Origin of the sequence: Mycolicibacterium aurum (assembly GCF_900637195.1) — a bacterium.
Classification (GTDB): Bacteria; Actinomycetota; Actinomycetes; order Mycobacteriales; family Mycobacteriaceae; genus Mycobacterium; species Mycobacterium aurum.
This window is the reverse complement of sequence record NZ_LR134356.1, coordinates 834,297-858,826: the sequence shown is the minus strand read 5'-3', so window position 1 is coordinate 858,826 and position 24,530 is coordinate 834,297. Positions and strand designations below refer to the sequence as shown.

The 24,530-nt window shown below is 67.4% G+C and carries 21 protein-coding genes and 1 pseudogene; 6 read left to right on the top strand and 16 right to left on the bottom strand.

What is annotated here, in order from left to right:
* Positions 1-52: 52 nt before the first annotated feature.
* The 5 genes from EL337_RS04180 to EL337_RS04160 form a co-directional block, all read right to left on the bottom strand.
* Positions 53-439: a hypothetical protein gene (locus EL337_RS04180; RefSeq protein ID WP_232786783.1), complete on the bottom strand. Its 387-nt coding sequence runs from the start codon at positions 437-439 to the stop codon at positions 53-55.
* A gap of 7 nt (positions 440-446) precedes the next feature.
* Entirely contained in the window at positions 447-1,940 is a 1,494-nt protein-coding gene (locus tag EL337_RS04175; protein ID WP_048632173.1) for a glycoside hydrolase family 130 protein, read from the bottom strand.
* Entirely contained in the window at positions 1,937-2,959 is a 1,023-nt protein-coding gene (locus EL337_RS04170; RefSeq protein WP_048632174.1) for a hypothetical protein, read from the bottom strand. The genes EL337_RS04175 and EL337_RS04170 overlap by 4 nt, the downstream gene beginning before the upstream one ends.
* Entirely contained in the window at positions 2,956-4,089 is a 1,134-nt protein-coding gene (locus EL337_RS04165) for a glycosyltransferase (RefSeq protein ID WP_048632175.1), read from the bottom strand. The genes EL337_RS04170 and EL337_RS04165 overlap by 4 nt, the downstream gene beginning before the upstream one ends.
* Before the next feature lie 185 nt (positions 4,090-4,274).
* Entirely contained in the window at positions 4,275-5,180 is a 906-nt protein-coding gene (locus tag EL337_RS04160) for a type IV toxin-antitoxin system AbiEi family antitoxin (protein ID WP_170216908.1), read from the bottom strand.
* Between the two features lie 559 nt (positions 5,181-5,739).
* On the opposite strand from EL337_RS04160, the gene EL337_RS04155 reads away from it, so the two are divergent.
* Positions 5,740-7,374: a fatty acyl-AMP ligase gene (locus EL337_RS04155; protein ID WP_048632176.1), complete on the top strand. Its 1,635-nt coding sequence runs from the start codon at positions 5,740-5,742 to the stop codon at positions 7,372-7,374.
* 24 nt (positions 7,375-7,398) lie between these two features.
* Positions 7,399-8,199, top strand: coding sequence for a GAF and ANTAR domain-containing protein (locus tag EL337_RS04150; RefSeq protein ID WP_048632177.1), 801 nt, complete (start codon positions 7,399-7,401; stop codon positions 8,197-8,199).
* Here the strand turns inward: EL337_RS04150 and EL337_RS04145 are convergent.
* From EL337_RS04145 to EL337_RS04135, 4 genes are all read right to left on the bottom strand, one after another.
* Complete coding sequence (locus EL337_RS04145; RefSeq protein ID WP_048632178.1) at positions 8,196-8,954, bottom strand: GAF and ANTAR domain-containing protein; 759 nt, start codon at positions 8,952-8,954, stop codon at positions 8,196-8,198. The two genes, EL337_RS04150 and EL337_RS04145, sit on opposite strands and share 4 nt — an antisense overlap.
* 34 nt (positions 8,955-8,988) lie before the next feature.
* Positions 8,989-9,696: a GAF and ANTAR domain-containing protein gene (locus tag EL337_RS04140; RefSeq protein WP_048632179.1), complete on the bottom strand. Its 708-nt coding sequence runs from the start codon at positions 9,694-9,696 to the stop codon at positions 8,989-8,991.
* 136 nt (positions 9,697-9,832) lie between these two features.
* Complete coding sequence (locus EL337_RS28680) at positions 9,833-9,991, bottom strand: DUF6307 family protein (RefSeq protein WP_170216907.1); 159 nt, start codon at positions 9,989-9,991, stop codon at positions 9,833-9,835.
* Between the two features lie 103 nt (positions 9,992-10,094).
* Positions 10,095-11,300 (bottom strand): fatty acid desaturase family protein, encoded by a 1,206-nt coding sequence (locus tag EL337_RS04135; RefSeq protein WP_048632180.1) that lies wholly within the window; start codon positions 11,298-11,300, stop codon positions 10,095-10,097.
* A 247-nt stretch (positions 11,301-11,547) separates the two neighbouring features.
* Between EL337_RS04135 and EL337_RS04130 the strand changes: the two genes are divergently transcribed.
* Positions 11,548-12,711 (top strand): N(5)-(carboxyethyl)ornithine synthase, encoded by a 1,164-nt coding sequence (locus EL337_RS04130; RefSeq protein ID WP_048632181.1) that lies wholly within the window; start codon positions 11,548-11,550, stop codon positions 12,709-12,711.
* Here EL337_RS04130 and EL337_RS04125 read toward each other — a convergent pair.
* On the bottom strand, positions 12,708-13,796 hold the full coding sequence (locus EL337_RS04125; RefSeq protein WP_232786784.1) for a glycosyltransferase: 1,089 nt from the start codon (positions 13,794-13,796) through the stop codon (positions 12,708-12,710). The two genes, EL337_RS04130 and EL337_RS04125, sit on opposite strands and share 4 nt — an antisense overlap.
* A 322-nt stretch (positions 13,797-14,118) precedes the next feature.
* Between EL337_RS04125 and EL337_RS28675 the strand changes: the two genes are divergently transcribed.
* The gene (locus tag EL337_RS28675; protein ID WP_170216906.1) at positions 14,119-14,256 is read left to right on the top strand and encodes a hypothetical protein; all 138 of its coding nucleotides are present in this window, start codon (positions 14,119-14,121) and stop codon (positions 14,254-14,256) included.
* A gap of 217 nt (positions 14,257-14,473) precedes the next feature.
* Here EL337_RS28675 and EL337_RS04120 read toward each other — a convergent pair whose 3' ends face one another.
* The 4 genes and pseudogenes from EL337_RS04120 to EL337_RS04105 form a co-directional block, all read right to left on the bottom strand.
* Positions 14,474-14,677: a cold-shock protein gene (locus EL337_RS04120; RefSeq protein WP_048632183.1), complete on the bottom strand. Its 204-nt coding sequence runs from the start codon at positions 14,675-14,677 to the stop codon at positions 14,474-14,476.
* Between the two features lie 131 nt (positions 14,678-14,808).
* On the bottom strand, positions 14,809-15,285 hold the full coding sequence (locus EL337_RS04115) for a DUF5994 family protein (protein WP_275992149.1): 477 nt from the start codon (positions 15,283-15,285) through the stop codon (positions 14,809-14,811).
* A 292-nt stretch (positions 15,286-15,577) separates the two neighbouring features.
* Positions 15,578-18,010: a CocE/NonD family hydrolase gene (locus EL337_RS04110; RefSeq protein ID WP_048632186.1), complete on the bottom strand. Its 2,433-nt coding sequence runs from the start codon at positions 18,008-18,010 to the stop codon at positions 15,578-15,580.
* A 135-nt stretch (positions 18,011-18,145) separates the two neighbouring features.
* Positions 18,146-19,494, bottom strand: a pseudogene (locus tag EL337_RS04105) (cytochrome P450).
* 79 nt (positions 19,495-19,573) lie between these two features.
* On the opposite strand from EL337_RS04105, the gene EL337_RS04100 reads away from it, so the two are divergent.
* Together EL337_RS04100 and EL337_RS04095 are read left to right on the top strand one after the other, a co-directional pair.
* Positions 19,574-21,778, top strand: coding sequence for an MMPL family transporter (locus EL337_RS04100; protein WP_048632392.1), 2,205 nt, complete (start codon positions 19,574-19,576; stop codon positions 21,776-21,778).
* A gap of 65 nt (positions 21,779-21,843) precedes the next feature.
* Positions 21,844-22,269: an ATP-binding protein gene (locus EL337_RS04095; protein ID WP_048632187.1), complete on the top strand. Its 426-nt coding sequence runs from the start codon at positions 21,844-21,846 to the stop codon at positions 22,267-22,269.
* Here the strand turns inward: EL337_RS04095 and EL337_RS04090 are convergent.
* Together EL337_RS04090 and stpK7 are read right to left on the bottom strand one after the other, a co-directional pair.
* The gene (locus EL337_RS04090; RefSeq protein WP_048632188.1) at positions 22,266-22,502 is read right to left on the bottom strand and encodes a DUF6480 family protein; all 237 of its coding nucleotides are present in this window, start codon (positions 22,500-22,502) and stop codon (positions 22,266-22,268) included. The genes EL337_RS04095 and EL337_RS04090 overlap by 4 nt on opposite strands.
* A 48-nt stretch (positions 22,503-22,550) precedes the next feature.
* A complete protein-coding gene (stpK7, locus tag EL337_RS04085; RefSeq protein WP_048632189.1) occupies positions 22,551-24,314 on the bottom strand; it encodes a serine/threonine protein kinase StpK7 in 1,764 nt (587 codons plus the stop codon).
* Positions 24,315-24,530: the final 216 nt, after the last annotated feature.

Here is a 24,530-nt window from a genome sequence, read left to right as displayed (position 1 = left end):
GGTTGCTTTCAGTCTACCCATCACCCGCGTCGGCAAACGGCGCGCACAGCGGTCAGGTGTACGACGTGCCCGCGAGCGGGTGACGCATCGTCCGGTCCGCGCGGCGGCGGCCGAGCACGGGTTGACGGACGATCCGCTGGTGGTCGAGCTGGCGGACCAGTTCGTTCTTCGCTTCGTACAGCGCACGGGTGAGATCCACGTTGGCCGCGATGGCGATCAGCGGCGGACGTCCAGGCAGCCCCGTGCGCAATGTCACACGTTGTTCACCGCGGCCCCGGTCCTGGACCGAGACCTGCACGCCCACATCGTTGTCGTCGGTGCGGCCCAGGTGAGCCTGCAGCGACGCCAGCGCCTCCCGGACGTAGGGGCGTTCCTTGGCGGCGAATCCCGCGCCGATGTGCACGACGAGTTCGCTCAACTTCTTCTGCTTGGCAGTCATCGTGACCTCACCTCGGCTCGGGCTGGTCGAGGAGTTCGGCCAACAGGTCGTGCAGCGGCACCGTGGCGACACCGATGGCGCTGTCGCAGATTCCGTAGGGAATCACGAGGGTGTCCGCGTGGACCAGCGCCCCACAGGAGTAGACGACGTTGGGGACGTAGCCGTCCTGCTCGTCGTGCGCCGGGGTCAGCAACGGCCGCCGCAGTCGAGCGATCATCCGGGTCGGGTCATCGAGATCGAGCAGAATCGCCCCGATGCTGTAGGTGCGCATCGGCCCGACCCCGTGGGTCAGCACCAGCCAGCCCTCTTCGGTTTCGATTGGCGGGCCGCAATTTCCGAGCTGCAGCGTCTCCCACGCCTCGATCGGCTGCTGGCACGGCGAGGCCGTCGTCCAGACCGAGAGGTGGTCGGCGAACGCCACGGTGTTGGTTTCGCGATCTGATCGCGACATGGCGGCGTACCGGCCGTTGATCCGGCGCGGGAACAGCGCGAGGCCTTTGTTGGCTGCCGCAGGCCCGACCAGCGGGGTGGAGCTGAACGTCTGGAAATCCGTGGTCGTGAGCAGCTGCTGGCTGATGTGCGAACCGCTGTAGGCCGTGTAGGTGGCGAGGTAGGTGATCGACCCGTCGTCGTCGACGAAGCGGACGAAGCGCGCATCTTCCATGCCGGCCTGCTCGGCTTCCATCGCCGGCCACAGCACGCGTTCGGAAAGCGTGACCTCCGGGCGGAATTCGATGGCGTAGCAGCGGGCAGCGATCTCGCGGATGATGGCGATGGTGTCTTCGGCATGCCCGCGGGTGCGCAGATGGGCGCGCAGGCTGTCGAGGCGTTCGTCGAGGTCGGATCGGGTGAAGAGATCACCGAGGGCGTCGAAGACGTAGTCGGCGGCTTCCCCGGCGTGGTCCTGCCGACTGAGTTCGGCGCGGAAGACGGCGGCGTCCAGCAGCGTCGACTCGATCCGTCCGGTCGACGCGAACGGCGCCGGTTCGTCGATCGTCGCTCCACCCTCGGCATCGACGACGCCGGTGCGGAAGCCGATGGTGGACCGGTGTCCTTCCCCGATCCCCCGCACGCTCATCACGAACCGCAGGCCGCCCTCGGCAACACCAGCCTGGTCGGGGTGTGCCACCACACTCGGATTGCACAGCGCCGCACCCTCGATGGCGTATTCGTTGGTGAACGTGGCACCCAGCAGCAACATTCGCGACTCGGTGAAGTCACGGCTCGGATCGAGACGGTCGGCAAGCTCGCTGGCGTGCCGGCGGAACGTGGCCGTCAGATCGCGGTGACGGTCGCCGAACCGGGTGAGGATGTCGTGCAGGGTCTCTCGCACGTCATCGTCGCTGAGCGCCAGGATCCGGGACAGCACCACGCCGGCGCGCGACTCTTGCAGTTCGAAGCCCTCCGCGCCCGGCACGAAAAGATGGGTGACCACGCGGCGCGGATCCGCGGAGACTCGCTGCGGACTGCGGGTGGCGAGCGCTGCTCGCATCGATGTCATTGTGGGACAGGCGAAAACCGGCGCGCCTGCTGCAGAGTCGATATCACGGCGAGGGTGGACTCGGCACCCTGGTTGAGGTTCACCCGGTCGGCGTGCAGTCCGTCGAAGCCGCCGCCGGTCTGGGCGTCCCACATGGGGAGCCCGAGATCGTTGGCACCGTCGAACCACGCCGCGGCAGCCAGGATGGCTTCGGGCCACAACGCCCGCGGGTCGACCGATGCGGCGCGCGCACATGCATCGGCCAGGCTGGCCACCTCGATCGGCTGCTGGTCGAACGCGGGGTGCGCGTCGCCCGGTCCGCGGCCGTCGACGGGGGTGGGCGAGAGATGACCGTCAGTCGTTTCGATCTGCAGCAGCCATTCCAGCAGGTCGAGGCCACGCTGGCGCAGTGCCGCCTGATCCAGTGCCACACCGGTGGCGATCATCGCCTCGGCCAGCACGGCGTTGGCGTACGTGAGGCGTGGTTCGGGCCAGGGCCATTCGGGATTGTCCGTTGGCGCTGCGAGAGACGCTGCGTAGTCGGTCAGAAGTCTGCGAGCCTCGGGGTGACCGGGGGTGACGCTGAGCAGCTCGGCGGCGCCGATCGCGGCGAAGGCACTCGCCCGGGGGTGAACCGACCTGGCCTTCGCGGCCCGCTCGAACTGAATGGTCGCCAGCCGGCGCACCATGCTGACGTCGCTGTGGGCGGCGGCGGTGCCCAGACCCCACACCATCCGGCCCCAGTGGTCGTCGGTGTTCGGGGTGTCGGTCCAGTGCCCGCCGGCATTCAACCGGTTACGACAGGTGCCGTCGTAGGACTGGGCGTCGTTGAGGAACGTCAGAGCCTTGCCGGCCAGACCGTTCAGCTCGCCCGGCGACTCCGGCTCTCGCGTGGTCACCACGAGCACCCTGGCCATGTCGTCGGTGCAGTAGCCGTGCTCGCGACGAGGTTCGGTCAGGTCTGCGTGCTCGAACGTGGCACGGTGATCGGTCATGCGCAACAGATGCGCGAAAATGGGTTGCGCCGCAACGGTGGTCATGCGACGGCCAGACGCGCGGCGACGAGTCGCTGAGCCAGACCGACGTATGCGTTGGCGACGACGGGCCACGCCATCGCCGGGGCGAGGCCACGCGCTTCCGAGGCCATGGTGCCTGCGGCACGCGGGTCGGTCAGTGTTCGCCGCAGAGCCGCGGTGAGCGCGGCGGGGTCGTCATGGCCGACCACGGTTCCGGCGCCGCTGCCGAGCAGTTCGACGGCGTGCGGGAACGCGGTGGCCACGATGGGCCGCCCGCTGGCGACGGAGTCGACCAGCACACCGGAGGTGACCTGGTCCTTCGAGTCATAGGGCAGCACCACGACCGAGGCGGACTGCATGAGCTCGGTCAGCTGGGCCGGGGTGCGGTAGGCGGAGTCGAAAGACACCGCGTCGGCGACCCCGAGGCGCTCCGCCTGGGCGATCAGACCCTCGCGGTACGTCTCACCCTGGGCGGCGAGCACCTTGGGATGGGTCCGGCCGGCGACCAGATAGCGCGGCCGCTGCGCGAGATCCTTCAGCGCGGGCATTGCGTCGATGACCCGCTCGACGCCCTTGCCGGGACCCAGCAGGCCCCAGGTGAGGATGATCGGCCGGCCGCCCCGCTTGAGGGCGACGGCGGTGGGCAGCGCCGCACCGTGCGGGATGGTGGCGATCTTGTGGCGGTCCACGGTGAATCCGGCGCACAGGCATGCCCGGGCCGACTCCGACATCACGACCACCTGGTCGGCGAGTTCGAGCACCGCGTTGAGCACCGAACGCTGGTGTGGCGTCGGATTTTTCAGCACAGTATGGGCGATCACGATGGATGGCACAGTCAGCTTCTTCATGATCTCGACGACCTCGTCGCCGTCGGCGCCACCGTAGATGCCGTACTCGTGCTGGATGACCGCGACATCGCTCTTGTTGAGCAGTTCGGCCGTAGCCGCGACGGAGGACGCCGAGCCGTTGACGAGCTCGCCGACGACGTCGCCATCGGCCGAGGAGGCGCCGTCGGCGATGCGCACGACGTTGACGTCGACGCCACGCTGCGACAGACCGCCTGCGAGGGCGGCGCTGAACGTCGCCAGGCCGCAGACCGTCGGCGCGTAGGTACTGAGGATGCCGATGCTCGGCACGTACGAAAAGCTTTGCATCCCAAAGGGAGCGGCAAGATGGTTGACTAACGATGGAGCATTCAAGATTATCCCGACTGGGCTATTGCCACCGGCGTGACCGGCGTGGGTGAAGACTCGGGGGGATCAGCGCAGAATGCGCAGAAACTGATCTCAACCGGACTGCTGGGAGTACCAGCTGACCCCAGTCTACACCGCGCACCAGATCACGCTGAGGCTGCGCTGGCGGCGACGACGTGCGAGTACGGCTCGCCGGGAACGCAGTCTCGAAACCCGCCACGGGCCGCGACCGCCCTCTCCACCCGCGTGAGGATCTGCCTTCTGTCCTGCCCCTTCACCACGCGGACCACCAGCCAACCGGCCGACGCGATGTACTCCATACGAAGGATGTCGCCGCGGTACTGCACTGAATTCTCGCGATGGTGCTCACCGTCGTATTCGACGGCCACCGAAATGTGCTCCCAGCCCATGTCGAGGTAGTAGCGCGGATACCCGTCGGCGCCGTAGACCGGGATCTGCGTCTGTGGTCTGGGGTAGCCGTCGGCGACCAGCATCATCCTGAGCCAGGTTTCGCGCGGTGACTGCGCACCGGCGTCCACCAGGTCGAGCACATGGCTCACGCGGCGCAGGCCTCGAACGTGCGGATGCCGTCGCGCCAACTCCAGGACGTCATCGGCCTTGACCTGCGTGGCCCTGACCAGAGCGTCGAGTCTGGCCACGGCGTCACCGATCGCACCCCGACGCGCCAGGTCGAACGCGGTGCGCTCGGGCGTGGTCACCGGAAGTCCGCGCACCACCATGACTTCGTCCCCGTGCAGCGTGTCGTTGCGAGTGCGGACCCCGACAGGTGACCTGTGGTTCGGCCAGTTCAGCTCGACCACGACGTCGTCGTCGACCCACCTGGCGCCGTGCAACGCCGAGGCCGCCACACCTGAGACGACACCGTTGCGGCCGGACCAGAGCCACGCTGCCGTCGCCCTGTCCCGCAACGTCAGCTGCCTACCGTTGGCGACATAGACGTCCGGCAACACCTTCCGATGGAACGTCCTCAACTCATGCCGGGTCAGCACGCCACAGGCCACCGCTGCACTTCCCAGGAAAACCCCCTCCACCACCGAAGGTTCGCATTTTCCGGCCGCCGGCCGCCCAATCCATCCACAGGCCCCGTTGAGACTGCCGTGAGGGCGACGAACTGCACGTGCGCCCCGCCATGAACGCAGTCTCAACGGGATGTGCGAGGGAAATGCGATTGTGCAATCCAACGCAAAATCGCCGGGACGCGCTACCGTTTACCGAGGTTGACTCTCCAGCCCACGGCCACGTCACGGCGGCGACGCACAGTCCCTGCTGAGAACACCGACGTCAGCCGCCCTTTCCGGTGATCGCACCCGCAGGAGCAAGGTGTCGAGAGGGTCACGATTGCACGCCTGCAACGGTGTGCTTGGACGGTTGCTGACACGTAGACCCGTACAGTCAACACGTCTCACATGCTGCGCCCCTCGCTCCGACCGGGCCGAGGACCAACTGGGGTGGACCCAAGGAGTCCACGTTTCACTGCGTAGGCAGTCGAATTCCAGCGGCTCTCACCTCGCCCGATCGGCCCCGCCACCATGCGCCGGGCCGTTTTCTCAGATCACCGGCGTTTGCGCGCCAATGCTTTAGGGGCTGTCTATGAGCCGTTTCACCGAGACCATGTACGAGAACGCCCACAGAAGCGTCAAGGGCTTCAACACCGGCGAGCCCACCGCGCCCATCCGGCAGTCGTGGGAAGAAGTCCACCAGCGGGCCCGCCGGGTGGCCGGCGGACTGGCCGCAGCGGGCGTCGGGCCCGGCGATGCTGTCGCGATGCTGGCAGGCGCCCCCGTCGAGATCGCTCCCGCCGCCCAGGGTGCGTGGATGCGCGGAGCCAGCGTCACCATGGTGCACCAGCCCACCCCCCGCACCGACCTGGTGCGCTGGGCCGAAGAGACCACCGCCGTCATCACGATGATCGACGCGAAGGCCGTCGTCATCTCCGATCCGTTCATGGCTGCCGCACCGGTGCTCGCCGGTCTCGGCATGACCGTGTTGACGATCCAGGACCTGCTGGCGTGTTCCCCGATCGACCCCGTCGAGACCTGCGACGACGACATCGCGCTGATGCAGCTGACGTCCGGGTCCACCGGATCGCCCAAGGCTGTGCAGATCAGCCACGCCAACATCGTCGCCAATGCCGATGCGATGACCGTCGGCTGCGACTTCGACATCGACAACGACGTGATCGTCAGCTGGCTACCCTGCTTCCACGACATGGGCATGACGGGCTATCTGACCGTGCCGATGTACTTCGGCGCCGAGCTGGTCAAGGTCACCCCGATGGATTTCCTCAGCGATATCCTGTTGTGGCCCAGGCTGATCGACAAGTACAAGGGCACCATGACCGCGGCGCCCAACTTCGCCTATAACCTGCTGGCCCGGAGACTGCGCCGGCAGGCCACCGCCGGTCAGTTCGACCTGTCGTCGCTGCGGTGGGCGCTCTCGGGTGCCGAACAGGTGGACCCGCTCGACGTCGAGGACCTCTGCGACGCCGGTGCACCGTTCGGCCTCAAACCCGAGGCCGTCATCCCCGCCTACGGCATGGCCGAGACCACCGTGGCCGTGTCGTTCTCCGAGTGTGGCGGCGGCATGGTGGTCGACGAGGTGGACGCCGACCTGCTGGCCGTGCTGCACCGCGCGGTACCCGCGACCAAGGGCAACACCCGTCGACTCGTCACGCTGGGCCGACCCCTGCGCGGCCTGGAACTGCGCGTCGTCGACGAGGACGGCGGCGAGCTGCCCGCCCGCGGCGTCGGCGTCATCGAGGTCCGCGGCGAGCCTGTGACCAGGGGTTACACCACGGTCGCGGGATTCATTGCCGCGCAGAACGACCGGGGCTGGTACGACACCGGCGACATCGGTTACCTGACCGACGTCGGCGACGTCGTCGTGTGCGGGCGACTCAAGGACGTCATCATCATGGCGGGCCGCAACATCTACCCCACCGACATCGAGCGCGCCGCGGGCCGCGTCCGCGGAGTCCGGCCCGGGTGCGCCGTCGCAGTGCGACTGGATGCCGGCCGGTCGCGGGAGACCTTCGCAGTTGCCGTGGAGTGCAAGGACTTTGGTGACGACGACGAGGTGCGCCGGGTCGAGCGGCAGGTCGCGCACGAGGTGTTCGCCGAGGTCGACGTCCGACCGCGCAACGTGGTGGTGCTGGAACCGGGCACCATCCCGAAGACACCGTCGGGCAAGCTGCGGCGCGCCCACGCACTCTCCCTGGTGAGCTGACTGGAGCGTATTCTCCTATCACTGATGGCTGACTTCGATGCACAGCCCGGCAGGGCTACACCGACGGATCTGTCGGCCGCGCAACGCGACGCCGACGAGTTCGACCTGCACTCCGGGCTGGCAGGGGTGGCAGGCCTGGTCACCGGGGCGCGCACCGTCGGCGATCTGCTGGGCAGCGTCGCGGAGTTCGCCGCACACGCCATCCCCGGCGTCGACGGGGTCAGCATCGCGTTGTTACAACCCCACAAATCCGAGACCGGAGTCCAACTCGTTTCCGCCACAGCCGATTTCGTCGGAGAAATCGACAGGGTGCAGTACGAGGAGCTGCGCGAAGGACCCTGCATCACGAGCATGCAGACGGGCCGGGTGGTGGCCAGCGGATCGCTGGGCAGCGACGACCGCTGGCCACATTTCGGCGGGCGAGTCGCGCGCATGGCGATACATTCCGCGCTGTCCCTGCCGCTGATCGTCGACGGCGAGGTGATCGGCGCGATCAACACCTACGCCCGCGCCCGCGACGCCTTCGGCGATCACGCCGTAGAGCTCGGCTCGCGATTCGCCGCACCCGCGGCAGTTGCGGTGCACAACGCCCAACTGCTGGCCGGCGCCCGGCATCGGGCCGAGGCACTGCAGCGCGCGCTGCAAAGCCGAGCGGTGATCGACCAGGCCATCGGAATCATCCGAAGCCGTTCCGGCGGCAGCGCCGAGGAGGCCTTCAACCGGCTCAAGCAGTTCAGCCAAGCCCAGAACGTGAAGCTCGCCGTTGTCGCCGAACGCCTCGTCGAGGAGGCGGTGCGCCGCGCACGCGCCAGGAACAGCTCTTAATCTGCTGTTTCCCTGGCGAATTCGGTGATCGATGCAACCAGTATCGGGCGGGAGTTCCGGTCGGACATCAAGCGGCGGGCGACATCGGTCAGGTGCTCGCCGTTCGCGCGTGAATAGGCCCGCAACACCGTGAACGCGTCCTCCAGCGACACGTCGAGAACCTCTCGCAGGAAGCCCTTGGCCTGCTCCACAACGACCCGATTGGTCAACGCGGAGCGCAACCGCGGATTCACCGTCGACGGAGTCGGCGCCTTCTCCTGCAGGATCGCCACGCACGCGATGTGAGCCAGCGTCTGGGCGACCAGGCGGTCGCTGTCGGTGATCTCCCCGGCACGAGTGCCGAACAGACCGAGAGCGCCCAGTACCTCGCCGGCCGCGCGCATCGGGACAGCATGCACCGACGCGAAGCCGGCGTCGAGCGCGGCCGGAACAAATCGCGGCCATCTCGCCGACACCGCTCCCAGATCAGCCACCGAGACCGGTTCACCCGAGGCGTGGCACTCCAGACACGGCCCCTCGTCGGCCTGTAACTGGAAGAGTTCCAGCTCGCGGGCCTGCTCGGACGTCGCCGCGAGGAGATTCAGCTTGCCGAACGGGTCGGCGAGCAGAAAGCCCGCTGCGGCCACGTCGAGCAGGTCCGCACAACGCTCGGTGAGCTCGGTCAGCAGATCGACCACGTCGAAATCGACGAGCAGACGGTCGACAAACGACACCACCGCGCCCAGGACGTCAGTCTCACGCATGTCTTCGGTCACGGCACCGCCCTTCCCAGGGATATTGGTGTGCTCATCAGTCAGCCTCCAGCCTGAGTCTGCGCTCGAGAATGTCGCGGGCCACCTCGGTGGCCGCGCGGCCGGTTGCATAGGCATGCGCGCGCAGCCGCAGCAGCGCTTCGGCAGGCTCTACCTGAAGCTGAGCGACGAGCATGCCGGTCGCTTGGCTGACCTCGGTGCGGGACAGCGCATTCAACTCCGCCCACGCGTCACTGCTGGGGTCGTTGGCTGCGGCGTGCATATCTTCGTCGAGCAGGTCGAGCAGAGGCACCCCGGCCAGTTCAGCCGCGGCGAACGTCCCCGCGAGCTGCTCGGCGGACAACGTGCCCGGTTGTGCCCTGAACAGATCGAGTGCGCCGACGTATTCGCCCGCCACCACGACGGGGATCGCGTGGACGCCGCGAATCTGCATGTCGAGCATCGCGGGCCCGTAGAGGGGCCAGCGCCTGTCGGCGGGATCGGAAAGATCAGCCACCAGGACGGGGGCGCGTCGTGCCACCGATTCCAGACACGGGCCCTCGCCGAGCGTGAACTGCAGCTCGTCGTATTCGGTGGCCAGTTTGCTGCTGGATCCCAACGTGCCCGTGTTGGCACCGTCGAACACCAGCGAGATGGCTGCCGCGTCGACATCGAGCAGCGAGACGCACGCCTCGCACAGCCGGTCGGCGGCATCGACTCCGCGCCGGCCGTCGACCGCGGCGAGCAACTGCTCGATGATCGCCACGGCTAACCGAACTGCGGCCGGGCCGGAGCAGTGTCCGGCGCGCCCAACCTCGTGTACTCGTAGTTCCGGCCGCCGCACAGACCGGGAATGCCCCTCACCCCGCGAGATCCAGTTCGCGCGGGCCGAATCCCATTGCTCAGCGGATCTTCTCGGGGATCGAGTCCAACGCGTGCAGCACCCGCACCGCCAGTTCACCCGCGGACTTGTCACCCACCTTGGAGTGGCTGCTGATGATTCCCTGGACGAGTTCGACACGCTTTTCGTAGGGAGTTCGAAACGTTGTTGGCGCCGCCATCATGATGTCCTTTGGGAGTCAGGCATTGTCACCCGAAATCGAGCTGCCCGATACCCGTAACGGTACGCTGTTTCGCCACGTAAAGAGCGAAATGGACGATCTGCTAGGCGGCCACACCGCGGCGACGCCGGCGGGCACCCTTCTGCAACGCGGTGCGAAGCCCGCCTACCGCACCGCCACGCCCGGCGAACTTGCGCTCTGATGCGGTCTCCGGCGCGTCGTCAGCTGTGGCCGTGAGAAATTCGTCGGGCAGCGCGAGTTTGTGAATGGTACGCAGCGTCAGAAGATACTGGCGCACAAGAGAACCGGTGGTGTAGGGCAGGTCGTACTTGTCGCACACCTCGCGCACCCGCACAGCGATCTGCGCGTAGCGGTTGCTGGGCAACTCCGGGAACAGATGGTGTTCGATCTGGTAGCACAGATTGCCGCTGGCAAAGGCCAGGAGCGGGCCGGCCTTGAAGTTCGCGGCACCCAGGATCTGGCGGAGGTACCATTCCGCCCGCGTCTCCTTGTCGAGGACATCGGCGGTGAACTTCTCTGCACCGTCCGGAAAATGCCCGCAGAAGATCACGACATACGCCCAGAGATTCCGCAGCAGGTTCGCGGTCAGGTTGGCGCCAAGCGTTCTGCGCCAACGCCTTCCGCTCAGGGCAGGAAAAAGCACATAGTCTTTCACCATCTGCCGCGCGATCTTGCGCTTCAGGATCGTGTTGCCTTCGGCCACCCGGACGGTGTCCGGGAGGTACCGATCACGGTCGGCGTGAACGCCGTGCAGGGCGATGCCCCACTCGAAGATCACGGCCAGCAACAGATTCCGCAGGGGTTGCAGAAGATGGACCGGCTCCCACGACTCGTCCCGCGTCAGGCGCATGACGCCGAATCCGAGATCGTCGTCGACTCCCACGATGTTGGTCAGGACGTGGTGGCGATAGTTGTGGGAGTACTTCCACTGCGACGAGACGGCGACCATGTCCCACTCCCACGTCGTGGAGTGGATCTCGGGATCGTTCATCCAATCCCATTGACCGTGGCTGACGTTGTGGCCGATCTCCATGTTCTCGACGCTCTTGGCGAACGCGAGCGCGGCGGTTCCCAGCAGCCAGCCCTTCCGCGACCGACTGAAGGCGAGCACCAGTCGCGCGGCCACGTCGAGGGTGCGCTGAAACAGGATGGTGTGCCTGATGTAGGCCGCGTCGCGCTCGCCCAGCGAGCCTTCGATGTCACGACGGATGGTTTCGAGCTCGTCCGCGAGCGCTTCGATGTCCTGATCGGTCAGATGCGCGTACGCGGCGATATCGGCAATTGCCACTGGTGATGTCCTGCCGATCCGTGTTGGTGGTCAATATGTGGGCTGTTGCGCGAACCCGGATGTTGCGGACCACCAGCCGATGCTCGATAGGGCAGCAACGGCAGCATGTCGGCGTGAGTCCAGCCTAATGAGGCGGCGACTGTGCGTCAACGCGGCGCGATACGCCGTCGCCTGACGGACCCGGCCGCGGAGCCCGAGGTAGGCTGACCTGGTCGGGGACCATCCAGGCCCTCAGCGAGAGGCGACGATGCCAGGAAACACTGAGCCGGAACGGCTTTCGGTCGGGATCCTGGCAGCCTCCCGAAAGCCCGATGAATATCGACTACCTATTCATCCTGCGCACTTCGCCAAGATCGACCCCGCCATACGGCCCCGTCTCTTCCTGGAGCACGGATACGGCTCCCGGTTCGGGGCGACCGATGCCGGGCTGGCGGAGCTCGTCGGCGGGCTGCGCACCCGCGAGGAGTTGTTCGCCGAATGCGACGTCATCCTGCTGCCCAAAGTCCAGGCCGCGGACCTCGCGGAATGCTCTGAAGGACAGGTGGTCTGGGGGTGGCCGCACTGTGTTCAGGACGCTGACCTGACCCAGGTGGCGATTAACCGGAAGCTGACGCTCATCGCGTTCGAGGCGATGAACCACTGGCGCGACGACGGCGGGTTCGGCCTGCACGTCTTCCACAAGAACAACGAGCTGGCCGGGTACTGCTCGGTGCTGCACGCCATGCAACTGGCCGGCATCACGGGCAGCTACGGCCGTCGGCTCGACGCAGCCATCCTGGGGTTCGGCGCCACGGCGCGCGGCGCCGTCACCGCCCTCAACGCCCATGGCGTCGACGACGTCCACGTCCTGACCAACCGCGATGCGGCCGCGGTCGCGTCACCGATCCACTCCACCCAGATATCCCAGATGGGCAGCGACCCGGACGCCCCGGACGAGATATGGGCTGATCTTCCGGACGGGCGCGTCCCGATCGCCGAGTTCCTGGCCGGCAAAGACATCGTGGTCAATTGTGTGCTGCAGGACCCCAACGCACCCCTGGTCTTCGCCGACGAGGACGACCTGTCCTCGTTCGAGCGTCGGAGCCTGATCGTCGATGTGTCCTGCGATGTGGGGATGGGTTTCGCCTGGGCCCGGCCCACCTCGTTCGTCGAACCGATGATCGAGCTGGAACACGGCGTGCTCTACTACGCGGTCGACCACAGCCCGTCGTATCTGTGGGACTCGGCAACCTGGGAGATCAGCGAGGCGCTACTGCCGCACCTGGACACGGTCCTCGACGGCCCTGCGGCATGGGACCGCACGCCGACCATCGCGCGCGCGATCGAGATCCGTGACGGCGTCGTGCTCAACGATGCCGTCCTGGCCTACCAGCACCGCGGCGCCGAGTACCCGCACACGATCGACGGTTAGCGGTCGGCGCGGAGGCGCAGCGCCACCTGCACGTAGGCCTCCGCCACCACCGGCCACGCCATGGTCGGCGCCAACTGCCGCGCCTCCGCGGCCATCGACCCGGCCAAGCGGGGCTGGGTGAGCACCCGCCGCAGCGCGGACGCCATCGCGTCGGGATCGTCGTGCGCAACGATGATGCCCGCGCCGTTGCGCAGGAGCTCGACGGCGTGCGGGAACGCCGTGGCCACCACAGGCCTGCCGCTCGCGACGGCGTCGACGAGCAGACCGGAGGTCACCTGGTCGGTGGAGTCATAGGGCAGAACGATCACGGCCGCCGACTGCAACAGCGCTGTCAGCGCCGATCGGTCGTAGTGACGGTCATCGAAGGCCACCGAGTCGGTGACGCCGAGCTCCCGGACCTGCTCCTGACGGGCTTCGCGGTACGCCTCGCCCTCGCGGGCCAGCACCTTCGGGTGCGTCCGCCCGGCCACCAGATAGCGGGGCCGACCCGCCACACTCTGCAGGGACGGCATGGCGTCGATGACGCGCTCGATTCCTTTACCTGGCCCGAGGAGGCCGCACGTCAGGATGATGGGTCTGGCGGCGCGTTTGACCCGTGGAGCGGTCGGTAGGACCGCGCCGTGCGGGATCACGACGAGCTTGCGGCGGTCAATGCCGTACTCGCCGCACAACCGCTCCCGCGCAACCTCCGTCATCACCACCACCACGCCGGCGGTGGCCGCGATGCGCTCCAGCACCCAACGCTGATGTGGCTCCGGGCTTTCCAGCACGGTGTGCACGATCGCTATCGACGGCACCCGCAGCGCGTTGATGACATCGAGAAGCTCGTCGCCGTGGGCACCGCCGTACAGACCCTCGCTGTACTGGATGACGGCGACGTCGTTGTCATTGAGCAATGCCGCACAGGCCGCGACGGACTGCGCCGAGCCGTTGACCAGCTCGCCGACCACGCGGGCGTCCGACGATTCCGAACCGTCGGCGATGCGCACCACCCCGACGGTCGAGCCCTGAGCACTCAGCTGCGCGGACAACGCGGCGCTGAAGGTGGCAAGGCCGCAGGTGGTGGGAGTGAAGGTACTCAGCATGCCGAACCGCACGGTCCCGGAAAGCGGCCGCCGCGAAGCAGGAGCTAGGAGCGACTCAAAGGTGGGCACAGCGTTCACGACAATCCCGACAGTGGATTGGTACCGGCGCGGCGGCGTGAGCGGTTGCTCGGCGAGATCAGCGGAAATCAGATGACACATTCCGGCCCGGCAGGGTTCCCAATCCACCCCACGTTACACCCAGCGCTTTGTCGCGATGCGACGAGAAAGGGCGTATCCCCGTGCATGAATGGTCCGCGGCACCGATCCGCGGAGTAGGGTCGAGGCATCGGGACCGCCCAGGGCCCACTATGAAGGGCCGACGATGTCTGACAAGTCTCCGCGACAAGGAATGACGAAAAAGTCCGGCAAATCCGTGAAAGAGAAGCGTGCCGACAAGAACGCGAAGTCGGCGGCCAAGTCGTCGGCGGCCGACGCGATCATGGACAGCAAGAAGCGCTGACGCGCAACGGCTTTGCTGCCGATTCACCACCGACGCCGAGCCGCCCGCGGCTCGGCGTCGCCAAAGCTGTTGAGTACAACCAATATTCGTCGTCGACGCGGCGGCGCTCGAGACGGGGTCCGGCGGTTCTGACCCGCACCTGCGCGGTCGCAGTGTGCTCAAACGGAAAGTGGGCTGGTAGGTTGCCCTACCAGCCCACGTCCCGGATTCAAGTCTGTTAGATCGCGCTCACTCTGACAGCCTGCGGGCCCTTGTTGCCCTGCTCGACCTCGAACTCGACGCGCTGGTTCTCTTCCAGCGACCGATATCCGTTACCACTGATCTCCGAGTAGTGAACGAAAACATCTTCCGCTCCACCATCGGGGGCGATGAAGCCGAAGCCCTTGTCGCCGTTAAACCACTTCACAGTTCCCTGTGCCATACTCTTCAACTTCTTTCATATTCACCGAATGTCGAACAGACATCCAGATGGGAGCGTAGCACTAATAGCTACGATAATCGCCCTGCTTGTCGGCAAGCTCCGAACATTGGGGCAGGGCAACTCTTTTGATGTCACGGCGCCAGCGACTCGGACCATTTCACGCTTTCGGCCTTCGCCACGCCGATGACCACCTGGGCCGTCTCGAAGAGCTTGGAATCCCCGGTTCCGCCCCAGGTGGGCAATCCCGCCGCAGCCCGCACGACGATCGCTCCGAGGGCCTGGGAGGTCATGCTCGGGATGACGAGCAGCTTCGCGCTGGCGTTGCGCCCGACGACCGCCATCAGGCGGGGCCGGCGATAGGGGTCGCTCTCCCGGTGCAGCTTGACTCCGGCGGCTATCGATTCGAGATCGAGCTGCCCGTCGGACGGCGACCAGTTGATGCGCATGTCGATGATCTCGCCGAGCGGCTTGTGCAGCGCTCCGACGAGGTCGGGTAGTTCAGCGGCGATCAACGCCGAGTGCGGCCACCACGCTCCGTCGATGACTCCGCCCAGTTCATCGGCGAGTGTCAGCCGGATGGGTTTGGCGGCTCGGCGCGACCCCGCCATTCCGTTCACGTCGAACGGGAATCGGCACGGGTCTCTCTGCGCGGCTGATCGGAGAAGACGGGAGCCTCTACGGGCTCGTCGAAGCTCGGGTCCGAAACCGGGACCTGCGGCGCCTGAATATGCGAAAACAGATCAGACGAATCCATACACAATGTCCTTGAGTGGTACGAGATGTCTCGCACGGTGTCCGAGGCGAAGAACATCGCGTCGGGGCCTGAATGCATCACGTGAAGGGTCGCAGGACCGGACTACGTGAAACGGCCTACTCCCGACAATACACCTGGCCAGTTCGCTACGCCGCGTTCACCCGCTGCTGTGCCGCGGCGGCGGCGGCGCGAGTCGGCAGCGAGATCGACATGGCCTGCACCGTGATCGCGCCCCACGAGTAGAAGTTGAGATACTTCGCCGTCGACGTCACGATCTGGACCGTCACCGATTGTCCGGGCTTGAGCGTGTGCGCCACCTGCTCGAGCGAGAACGTCACGGTGTGCGATTCCCCGTCCAGCACAACGGGAATGGGCGTCGCGTGATTTCCGAGCACCAGTCCGGTCTCGTCGTCGACGATCTGGGCATAGACATGTTCGGCCGTTCCCTCGCCGGAGTAGGTCAGCGTCAGCTCGGGTGCGCCGACCACGTGCGTCAGCTCCGTGACATCCGGAACCCGCAAGTTGACCGAGTTGGCTGCGGCCGCGGCCGACGGTAGCCCCAACAGCGCTGCGACGAGCCCGCGGGTGATGATCAAGGGATTCGGACCCGAGCCGAAGAGCGCCGGAATGTAGGCGAGCGTCCTGCGCTCGGTCCGTTCCGCGACGACGGGCGTGCCCGGCGTCGTCGGGTACTGCTCGTCGCCGTACCAGACGCCGTTCTGGTCGACCCATTCGAATTGCGGTCCGGTCTCGACGTTTTCGTTGCCTTTGACGTAGCGGTCGAGCCAGCTCAAGGTGCGGTCGATCACCAGCTCGCCGTCGTTGAAGTCACTCAGGCATGCGCCGTGGCCGCCGCAGTACCAGATCACCTTGGTGGTGGTGCCCGCCTCGATCAGCGCCAGCGCGTTGAGATGCGCCTGATCCAGGGTGAACAGTGTGTCCACCGTGCCCTGGATCACCAGCGTGGGCGCGGTGATGTCCTTGAGCTGGTCGGCGTAACTGAAGGTGTCCACCAGGTCCAGATCGTCCTGCGAGGCGTACCCGAACAGGACACCGGCGATCGCCACCGGGAAGATCCGCGGATGCTCGCGGGCGAACGTCAGCGCCAGCACCGCGGGCAGGATGGTTCCCCAGCCGCTGTTGACCGCGGACCGGGGGAACAGCACATCGGTGAGGTTGTTCCACGCGATCGTCGGCACGATGGCATCGATGCGGTGATCGATTGCGGCCGCGGCCAATTGGATTCCGCCGCCGTAGGAGGCGCCCGTCATGCCGATCCTCGGATCGTTCACCGCGTCGAGGGCCACCTCGGGCAGCGTCGCCAGATAGCTGATGATGTGCGACATGTCGCGGCCTTCGAGATCCGGCGAGTTCAGGTGCATGATCCCTTCGGAGCGCCACTCCCCGCGCGGGTCCCACGTGACCACGTTGTAGCCCGCCTCGCGCAGCGCACCGATGCCGATCACGTCATTGGGCAGGAAGCTGTCGACGTCGAGCTCCAGCGTGCTCGATCCGGGCAGCCCGAGCCCCGGTCCGTTGAGCACTGTTGGGGCCGTCTCGCCGGCCTTGAGGCCCTTGGCGGGCATGAAGTTCACGAAGATCCTCGTCCCGTCGAAGGACGTGACCCGGAAACTGCGCGGCCGGGGAGTGCCCGGCGGCGCGGTGTGATCGATCGGGAAGCCGATCACCGGGTGGATGACATCGCCCACGAACGGAATGACGTGCGCCAGGCCCACCAGCGGCGTGACCAGCAACGGGCCCAGCACCGGGATGCGCTGCAACCACTCCAGCGGCGGCGTCCACTCCTCGACGGTGACGTCGGTCGGGATCGGATAGCCCTCGGCGGCCGCAGCGGTCAGAGCGGTGCCCACCTGGTCGGCGACCGTCCGCGGCGCCTCATCGGTGACCTCCCGGCCCGCGGCCACCAGCGACATCACCAGCGAGGTGAGCGCGGGGACGACAGGCTCACCGGAATCGGCGGCGGGCTCGCCGGTGGCCAGGCCGTCCGTGGCGGCCAACGCTTTCGTCACGGTCGACTCGGTCGTCGTGGTCTCGACCGGAGCCTGGACCTCCGCGTCGGACGGCTCGACGGCGGCGGGCGGCTGTTCCTCGGCGACGGGCTGTTCCGGCGCGGCAGGCTGTTCCTCCTCGCCCGCCTGGTGCTCCGTGACCTCGGCGGCCGGCGCCTCCCCCTCGTCGGAGGCGTCGTCGTCCGCACCGGAGGCGTCGTCGGATCCACCGGTGTCGTCGGCCGGTCGGTTGCGGTCTTTGCCTGCGGGATCGGCGGATTCGGCGTCGGCCTTGCTCGCGTTATCGGACTCGGCTGTCTCGGATTCGGACTTGTCGGATTCGGCTCTGTCAGGCTTGGCCGTCTCGGTCTTCGCGGTTTTGACCTTGACGGGCTTGGTCCTGTCCGCCGATGCCGGGCCCTGTGCCGACGATGATGCGGACGTGCCGGCCGAATCGCCACCCGCGCCGTCGTCCGCGTAGGCGGCACCCGCCCCCGTCAGGACCGCAGCACCGATCCCGAATGCGACCGCCAACCCGCCGACTCGACCCACGTATGACCCCGCACCCATGGCGTCAATGCTTACCCGTACTGAATGCCCTTACGGAAGGCCTCTCGGGAATTTGTTACTGATGAGTCAGTTCCGGGTGCCGCACTCGACGGATTCCGCGACGATCCGCGAAACCGGCGACGGATTCACGCGCCCTCAGGAGGGAGCTGCGCCGTGGACCGGGCATGAGGACCCGGTGGTCTCGACGGAATCCGTGACCGCACGCCGTGACCGGACCCTGATCCGGGCACCGCGATGCGGCACGAAGATCACGTGTTTGAGCCGTCGCCGCTCGCCCCGGGCCGATGTGGGCTCCAGCTCGACCCGGCGCAGGATCTCGCGCAGGACGACCCGCATCTCGACCGTCGCGAACGTCGCCCCCAGACAGCGCCGGTTGCCGCCACCGAACGGCAGATACGTCGAGGGGCTCACGGTGGCATCGAGCATGCGGTCGGGGTCGAACCGGTCGGCGTGCGGATACACGTGTGAATCCGCGTGCACCATCACCATGCCCGGAATCACCATCACGCCCGCAGGCAGCCGGTACCCGGCCAGCTCGACGGGTTCCTTCAGCACCCGACCGACGTCGAACACGACTGGACGGATCCGCAGGGTTTCGCGGGCGACCGCGTCCAGGTATGCGTCGTCGCCCTGCCGCGCGGCCGCGACAGCCCTGGCCAGAATCCCCGGGTGCCGCGTCAGCCGCTCCAGCGCCCACGACAACCCGGTCGCCGTGGTGTCGTGCCCCGCCACCAGCAGCGTCATCAACTGATCGCGCAGCTCGCGGTCGGTCATGCCGCCCGCGAGCACCAGCATCGCCAGCGCGTCACCGCGGCGCTCCAGATCCGGGTCGGCGCGGCGATCCGCGATTTCGGCGTAGAGCAACCGGTCCGCCTCGTCCATGGCGGTGCTGACCGTCCGCCATGGTCTGCGCCGCAGCAGATCCGGGTTGGCGATCGCCAATGTCGTCCACGGTCCGACGCTCAGCAGCCGCGGCATCACCTCGCGCAGCGCGGCGAGCCGGGCCGCGTCACTGGCCCCGATGACGGTCCGCAGGATCACCTCCAGCGTGATCTCCGACATCTTCGGCTGGACCGAAACTCTCGACCCACCGGCCAGCCCGCGATGTTCTGGGCGGCGATCTCCTGCATGGTCGTGGCCTGGCCCGCCACCGCGTCCCTGGCGAACGGGGCGAGCATCAGACGCCGCCGCTCCCGGTGCAGGTCCTCGTCGATCACCAGCACCGAGGTCTCGCCCAGCAACCCGGTGAGCATCGAATTGGCTTCCCCGGCGTGAAAGACGCGGGGGTCACCGGCGAACACGGTCTTGATGTCGGCGGGATCGGTCAGATAGACGAGGGTGCCCATCGACGCGACCCGCAGCGTGAACGTCGGCCCATACCGGCGTCTGCACGCCGCGACGAACCGAGGCCCGCACCGCAGCATCAAGCCGGCCTGCACCGCGCTGGGCAGGAGTGGACCCGGCGGCAGGGACGTCGTGGCCATCACCTCAGCGTACGAGCCGTCACGGAGATCACACAGGTGAAGGGGCGTATTTCCGGCGACTGAGGGCATAGAGGTGAACATGTCGCGATTTCTGTTCACCCTCGGCGCCGTGAGCTTCCGTCGGCGCTGGCTCGTCCTCGGTACCTGGCTCGCGGTGCTCGCCGGTGTAGCCCTTGCCTTCGTCGGCTTCCGCGGCGAGCCCAGCGACAACTTCACGATTCCGGGCACCGAGTCCCAGCGCGCGGTCGAGCAGCTGCAGCAGAACCTGCCGGACTTCGCCGGCGCGCAGACGCAGATCACCTTCGCCGCGCCCGAGGGCCGCGCCATCACCGATCCCGCGCTCGCGCCGAGCATCGATCAGGCGGTCGCGGCGGCCAACTCGGTGCCCGATGTGGCCGCGGCCGCAGGCCCGACCCAGACCCGGCAGATCTCGCCCGACGGCCGCGTCGGACTCGGCACGGTGCAGTGGACCGCCCCGATCGGCGAGGTGAGCGACGCCGCGCTGACCGAGCTGGAGTCTGCGATGCAGCCCGCACGGGACGCGGGCCTGCAGGTCGAGTACGCCGGAGCCGTGTTCCCGGGCTACAAGGTGGCTGTCCCGCACCTTCCCGAGATCATCGGCATCTCGGTCGCGTTCGTCATCCTGTTGATCACGTTCGGCGCGATCGTCGCCGCGGGACTGCCGATCCTGACCGCCGCCATCGGCGTCGGAATCGGCGCCCTCGGAATCTTCGTCGTCGCCGCGTTCGTCGACATGCCGACGGCGTCGCTGTCCCTGGCGCTGATGCTCGGCCTGTCCTGCGGCATCGACTACGCGTTGTTCATCCTCAACCGGTACCGCAACAACCTGCTGCTCCTCATGCCGCGTCAGGAAGCCGCCGGTCTGGCGGTCGGAACTGCCGGTGGCGCCGTGGTATTCGCGGCGCTGACGGTGATCATCGCGCTGTGCGGCCTGGCCGTCGTCGGTATCCCGTTCCTGACCTACATGGGCGTGGCCGCGGCGGTGTCGGTGCTGATCGCGATGCTGATCGCGCTGACGCTGTTGCCCGCACTGCTGGGATTCGCCGGCGGCAGGGTGGCGAAGTTCATCGAGCCGCCGCTGCAGCCCGGCCGGCCCAAGGAGGTGGCACAGGTCGCGGCGTACACCCCGCAGCGCACCGTCGGTGCCGCCTGGGCACGGTTCGTGGTGCGCTTCCGTAAGCCGTTGCTGATCGGTGGATCGGCCACGCTCATCGTGATGGGGCTTCCCGCCCTGGGGATGCACCTGGGCCTGCCGAGCGGGTCGTCGCAGCCCGAGTCGAACACGTCGCGGCAGGCCTACGATCTGACCGCCGAGCATCTTGGCCCCGGCTTCAACGGTCCGCTGCTCGTCGTCGCCGATGTGTCCGGAGCTACCAATCCTGCTGCCGCACAGATGATTGCGTCGAACATCAGCCGTGAGGACGGCGTGGTGGCCGCAGCACCCGCGGGCGGCGACAGCCGCACCGCGATCATTCAGGTGATCCCGGAAACCGGGCCCAACGACACGGCGACCGCCGACCTGGTCCAGCGCATCCGCGCCGACCGGGACGCGATCGAAGCCGACACGGGCGCCACGTTCCTGGTGGGCGGCAACACCGCATCCAACATCGACACCTCCGACAAACTGGCCACCGCGCTGCCGATCTTCCTCGTCGTGGTGGTCGGACTGGCGTTCATCCTCCTGACGATCGCGTTCCGCGCCGCGCTGGTGCCCATCACGTCGATCGTGGGCTTCCTACTGTCGGTGTTCGCCGCCCTGGGCGCCCAGGTGGCCGTCTTCCAGTGGGGTTGGGGTGCAAGCCTTCTCGGCGTCACGCCGGGCGAGACCATCAGCTTCCTCCCGATCATCGCGCTGGCCATCATCTTCGGATTGTCCAGTGATTACGAGGTGTTCGTGGTGTCGCGGATCAAGGAGGAACTGGCGACCACCGGTGATGCGACGGCGGCGGTCCGCAACGGCGTCGGGCTGTCGGCCCGGGTGGTCACGGCGGCCGCGCTGATCATGTTCGGGGTGTTCATCGCGTTCCTGGCCGGCGGCGACCCGATCATCAAGTCCGTCGGCCTGACGCTGGCCTTCGGCGTGTTCCTCGACGCGTTCGTCGTCCGGCTCACTCTGATCCCCGCGGTGATGGCGATGCTCGGCGACAGGATGTGGAGACACTCCACCTGGTTCGACCGCTATGTGCCCGATCTCGACATCGAGGGCACCGCGCTGGAGGCCAAGCAACATAGGCCCGAGACGGCCACCGTGAACCAGCTGTGACCTTTTCGACGCGCTTCCGGGAAGTTCTGGGGAATAAAGCCGCCCGCAGCGGGTAGCCGGAACTCATGACTGTTGCAGCGGAGTCACCCACCTCGGAACGGTTGACCGTCAGGGGCGAGGCGACCGCCGCGGGTGCCGCGGACCTGCGAGACCAGGTCGGCGCCTGGCTGAGCGACTGCGGCGTGCAGGCTGCCCAGATCAACGAGGTTCTGCTGGTGGTCAACGAGGCGCTGGCCAACTGCGTCGACCACGCCTACGTCGGCCATCCCGGCGTCGGAGCCATGGCCGTCCGCGCGGACTTCGAGCCGGAGCAGAAGTGCCTCAGCGTGTGTGTGACCGATCACGGTTCATGGCGAGAGCCCGGCACGCAGCAGCAGCGGGACCGCAGTCGGGGTCGCGGGGTCATCCTGATGCACGCGCTGGCGCACCACTGCACCATCAACGGACGGGCCGACGGCACCACGGTGTGCCTGGACTACCGCTGCAACTAGCCGACCATGCGTACTACCAGGTAGACCGCGCTGGCCAGGAAAAGCGCCACGAACAGTCCGATGGCGACGAACGCGATGACCGCCCGCGGTGTCAGGTTGCGTCCGGCCGTCGGGTCGGGCATCGAGTTGGACGTCTGCTCCGAATCGGGCGGGGTCTCGCCGGGCGACACACCGCCGCCGCTCTCCAAGCCGGGAGTGCTTGCAGGATCGGGGTTGGGAGGAAGTGCGGTCATGCCCGCGACGTACCCGCGGCCGGCTGATCTACACGGACTTCCGGTACCTCATCTGGTCGCCCCGTTGACCGCCGGCTTGTCGATCATCCCGCGCTCGACACCCCACATCGTCGCGATGGCACGGTATTCACCGGTCTCCATCAGGTGCTCGAGCGCCAGCCGCAGCGGCTCGGCCAACCCCGCCCCTTTGGCGACAGGCCAGCCGTACGGCGAGGAATCGAAGACGTCGCCGGCGGGTACCAGGTCGCCCCGGCTGAGTTTGATCGCAAAGCCCGTCACCGGCGAATCCGCCGACATGGCGTCCACCTCACCCTTGATCAGCGCCGTGGTGACTTCGTCCTGACTCTTGAAGACGACCATCTCGATCGGGGCCATTCCCGCGGCCGCGCACTGGTCGCTCTTGGCAGGAAGCTCCTCGGTGGCCTGCAGAGTTCCCTCTGCCACGCCGACTCTCAATCCACACGCGGACGAAGGGCCGAGCGCGGTCCCCGGGCGGCGCGCCCACTGCGTCCCGGCCTGCAAGTAGGTGACGAAGTCGACGAGCTCTTCGCGATCCCGGGTATCGGTGACCGACGACATCCCGACGTCGAAGCTGCCGTCCACCACCCCGGGCAGGATCATGTCGAACGGGGTGTCGCGGTAGTCGGGCACCAGGCCGAGCACACGGGTCACCGCGTTCATCAGCTCCACGTCGAAACCCACGAGCTGGCCGTCCGCGTTCTTGAACTCCATCGGCGCGTAGGGCACGTTCACCCCGATGACGAGACGGCCGGTGTCCCGGATGTCGGCGGGCACCGCAGCCGCGATGGACTCGACGGCGCCGTCCGGGAGGGGCGGCGCGTCGCCTGCGTCGTCCCGCCACGGCGCCCACACCCACAGGCCGACCGCGGCCAGCGCCACGACCACGGCTGCGGCGCCGGCCGCCAGCAGCGACTTCTTCGGCTTCTTGGGTTCGGTCCGGGCCGAGTGGCGCGATCCGCTGCCGCCCCGGCGCACCGGGGCGGTCAGCGCGCGGCGCGCGGCCTCGGCAAGTTCACCGGCCGTCTGGTAGCGCTTGGCGGGCTTCTTGGCCATGCCCTTGGCGATCACCTCGTCGAACGCCGCCAGCCGGGGATCGCTGTCCGAGGGGCGCGGCAACGGCGAGACCATGTGGCCGGCGATCTGCTGTTCCAGGCTGTCGGCCGGGTAAGGCCTTGAGCCAGTGAGACATTCGTACAGCACACAGGTCAGCGCGTAGATGTCGGAGCGGGCGTCGACGTCGCCACCTTCAAAGCGTTCCGGCGCCATATACGCCAGCGTGCCCAGGGTGCTTCCCGCGGTGGTCAGACCCGACTCGCCTGCGCTGCGGGCCAGTCCGAAGTCGATCAGATACACGAAGTCGCGGCCGGTGATGAGGATGTTGGACGGTTTGATGTCGCGGTGGATCAGACCGTCCTTGTGGGCCGCGTCCAGCGCGTGAGCGACCTGCTCGACGATCGTGACGGCGAACGCGGCGCCGAGGGGCTTCTCGCTCTCCGCGAGCATCGTGCCCAGGTTGCGGCCTTCGATGAGCCTCATGTCGATGTACAGCCGGCCGTTGATCTCGCCGAACCCGTGGATCGGCACCACGTGGGGGTCGTTGACGCCCGCGGCAGCCTGCGACTCGCGGCGGAACCGCGCCTGGAAGACCTCGTCGGTGGCCATGTGGTGCGGGAGGACCTTGAGCGCGACAACACGGTCGGTCTTGGTGTCGTAGGCCTGGTAGACCTCTCCCATCCCGCCCTGGCCGATCAGCTTCTGGAGCTGATAGTGCCCGAATGGTGTCGCATTCACCGGTGTTCTCCTCGGCTGCGGCCAATCGGTGTGTGGATCGAAGCTACCGCAAGTTTGCCGGGACCACCGGGATGCATGTCAATCGGCTGATGACCGGTTGCCCGTTGTGCAGGTTGCGGTGCGCCGCGATGTCACAGGGTCGCCTAGTTCTACCACGGCGTCAGCACGCGTGCCTGGCTGTTGATCAGGCGTTTTCCGGGTTTCTGCCATGCTGGA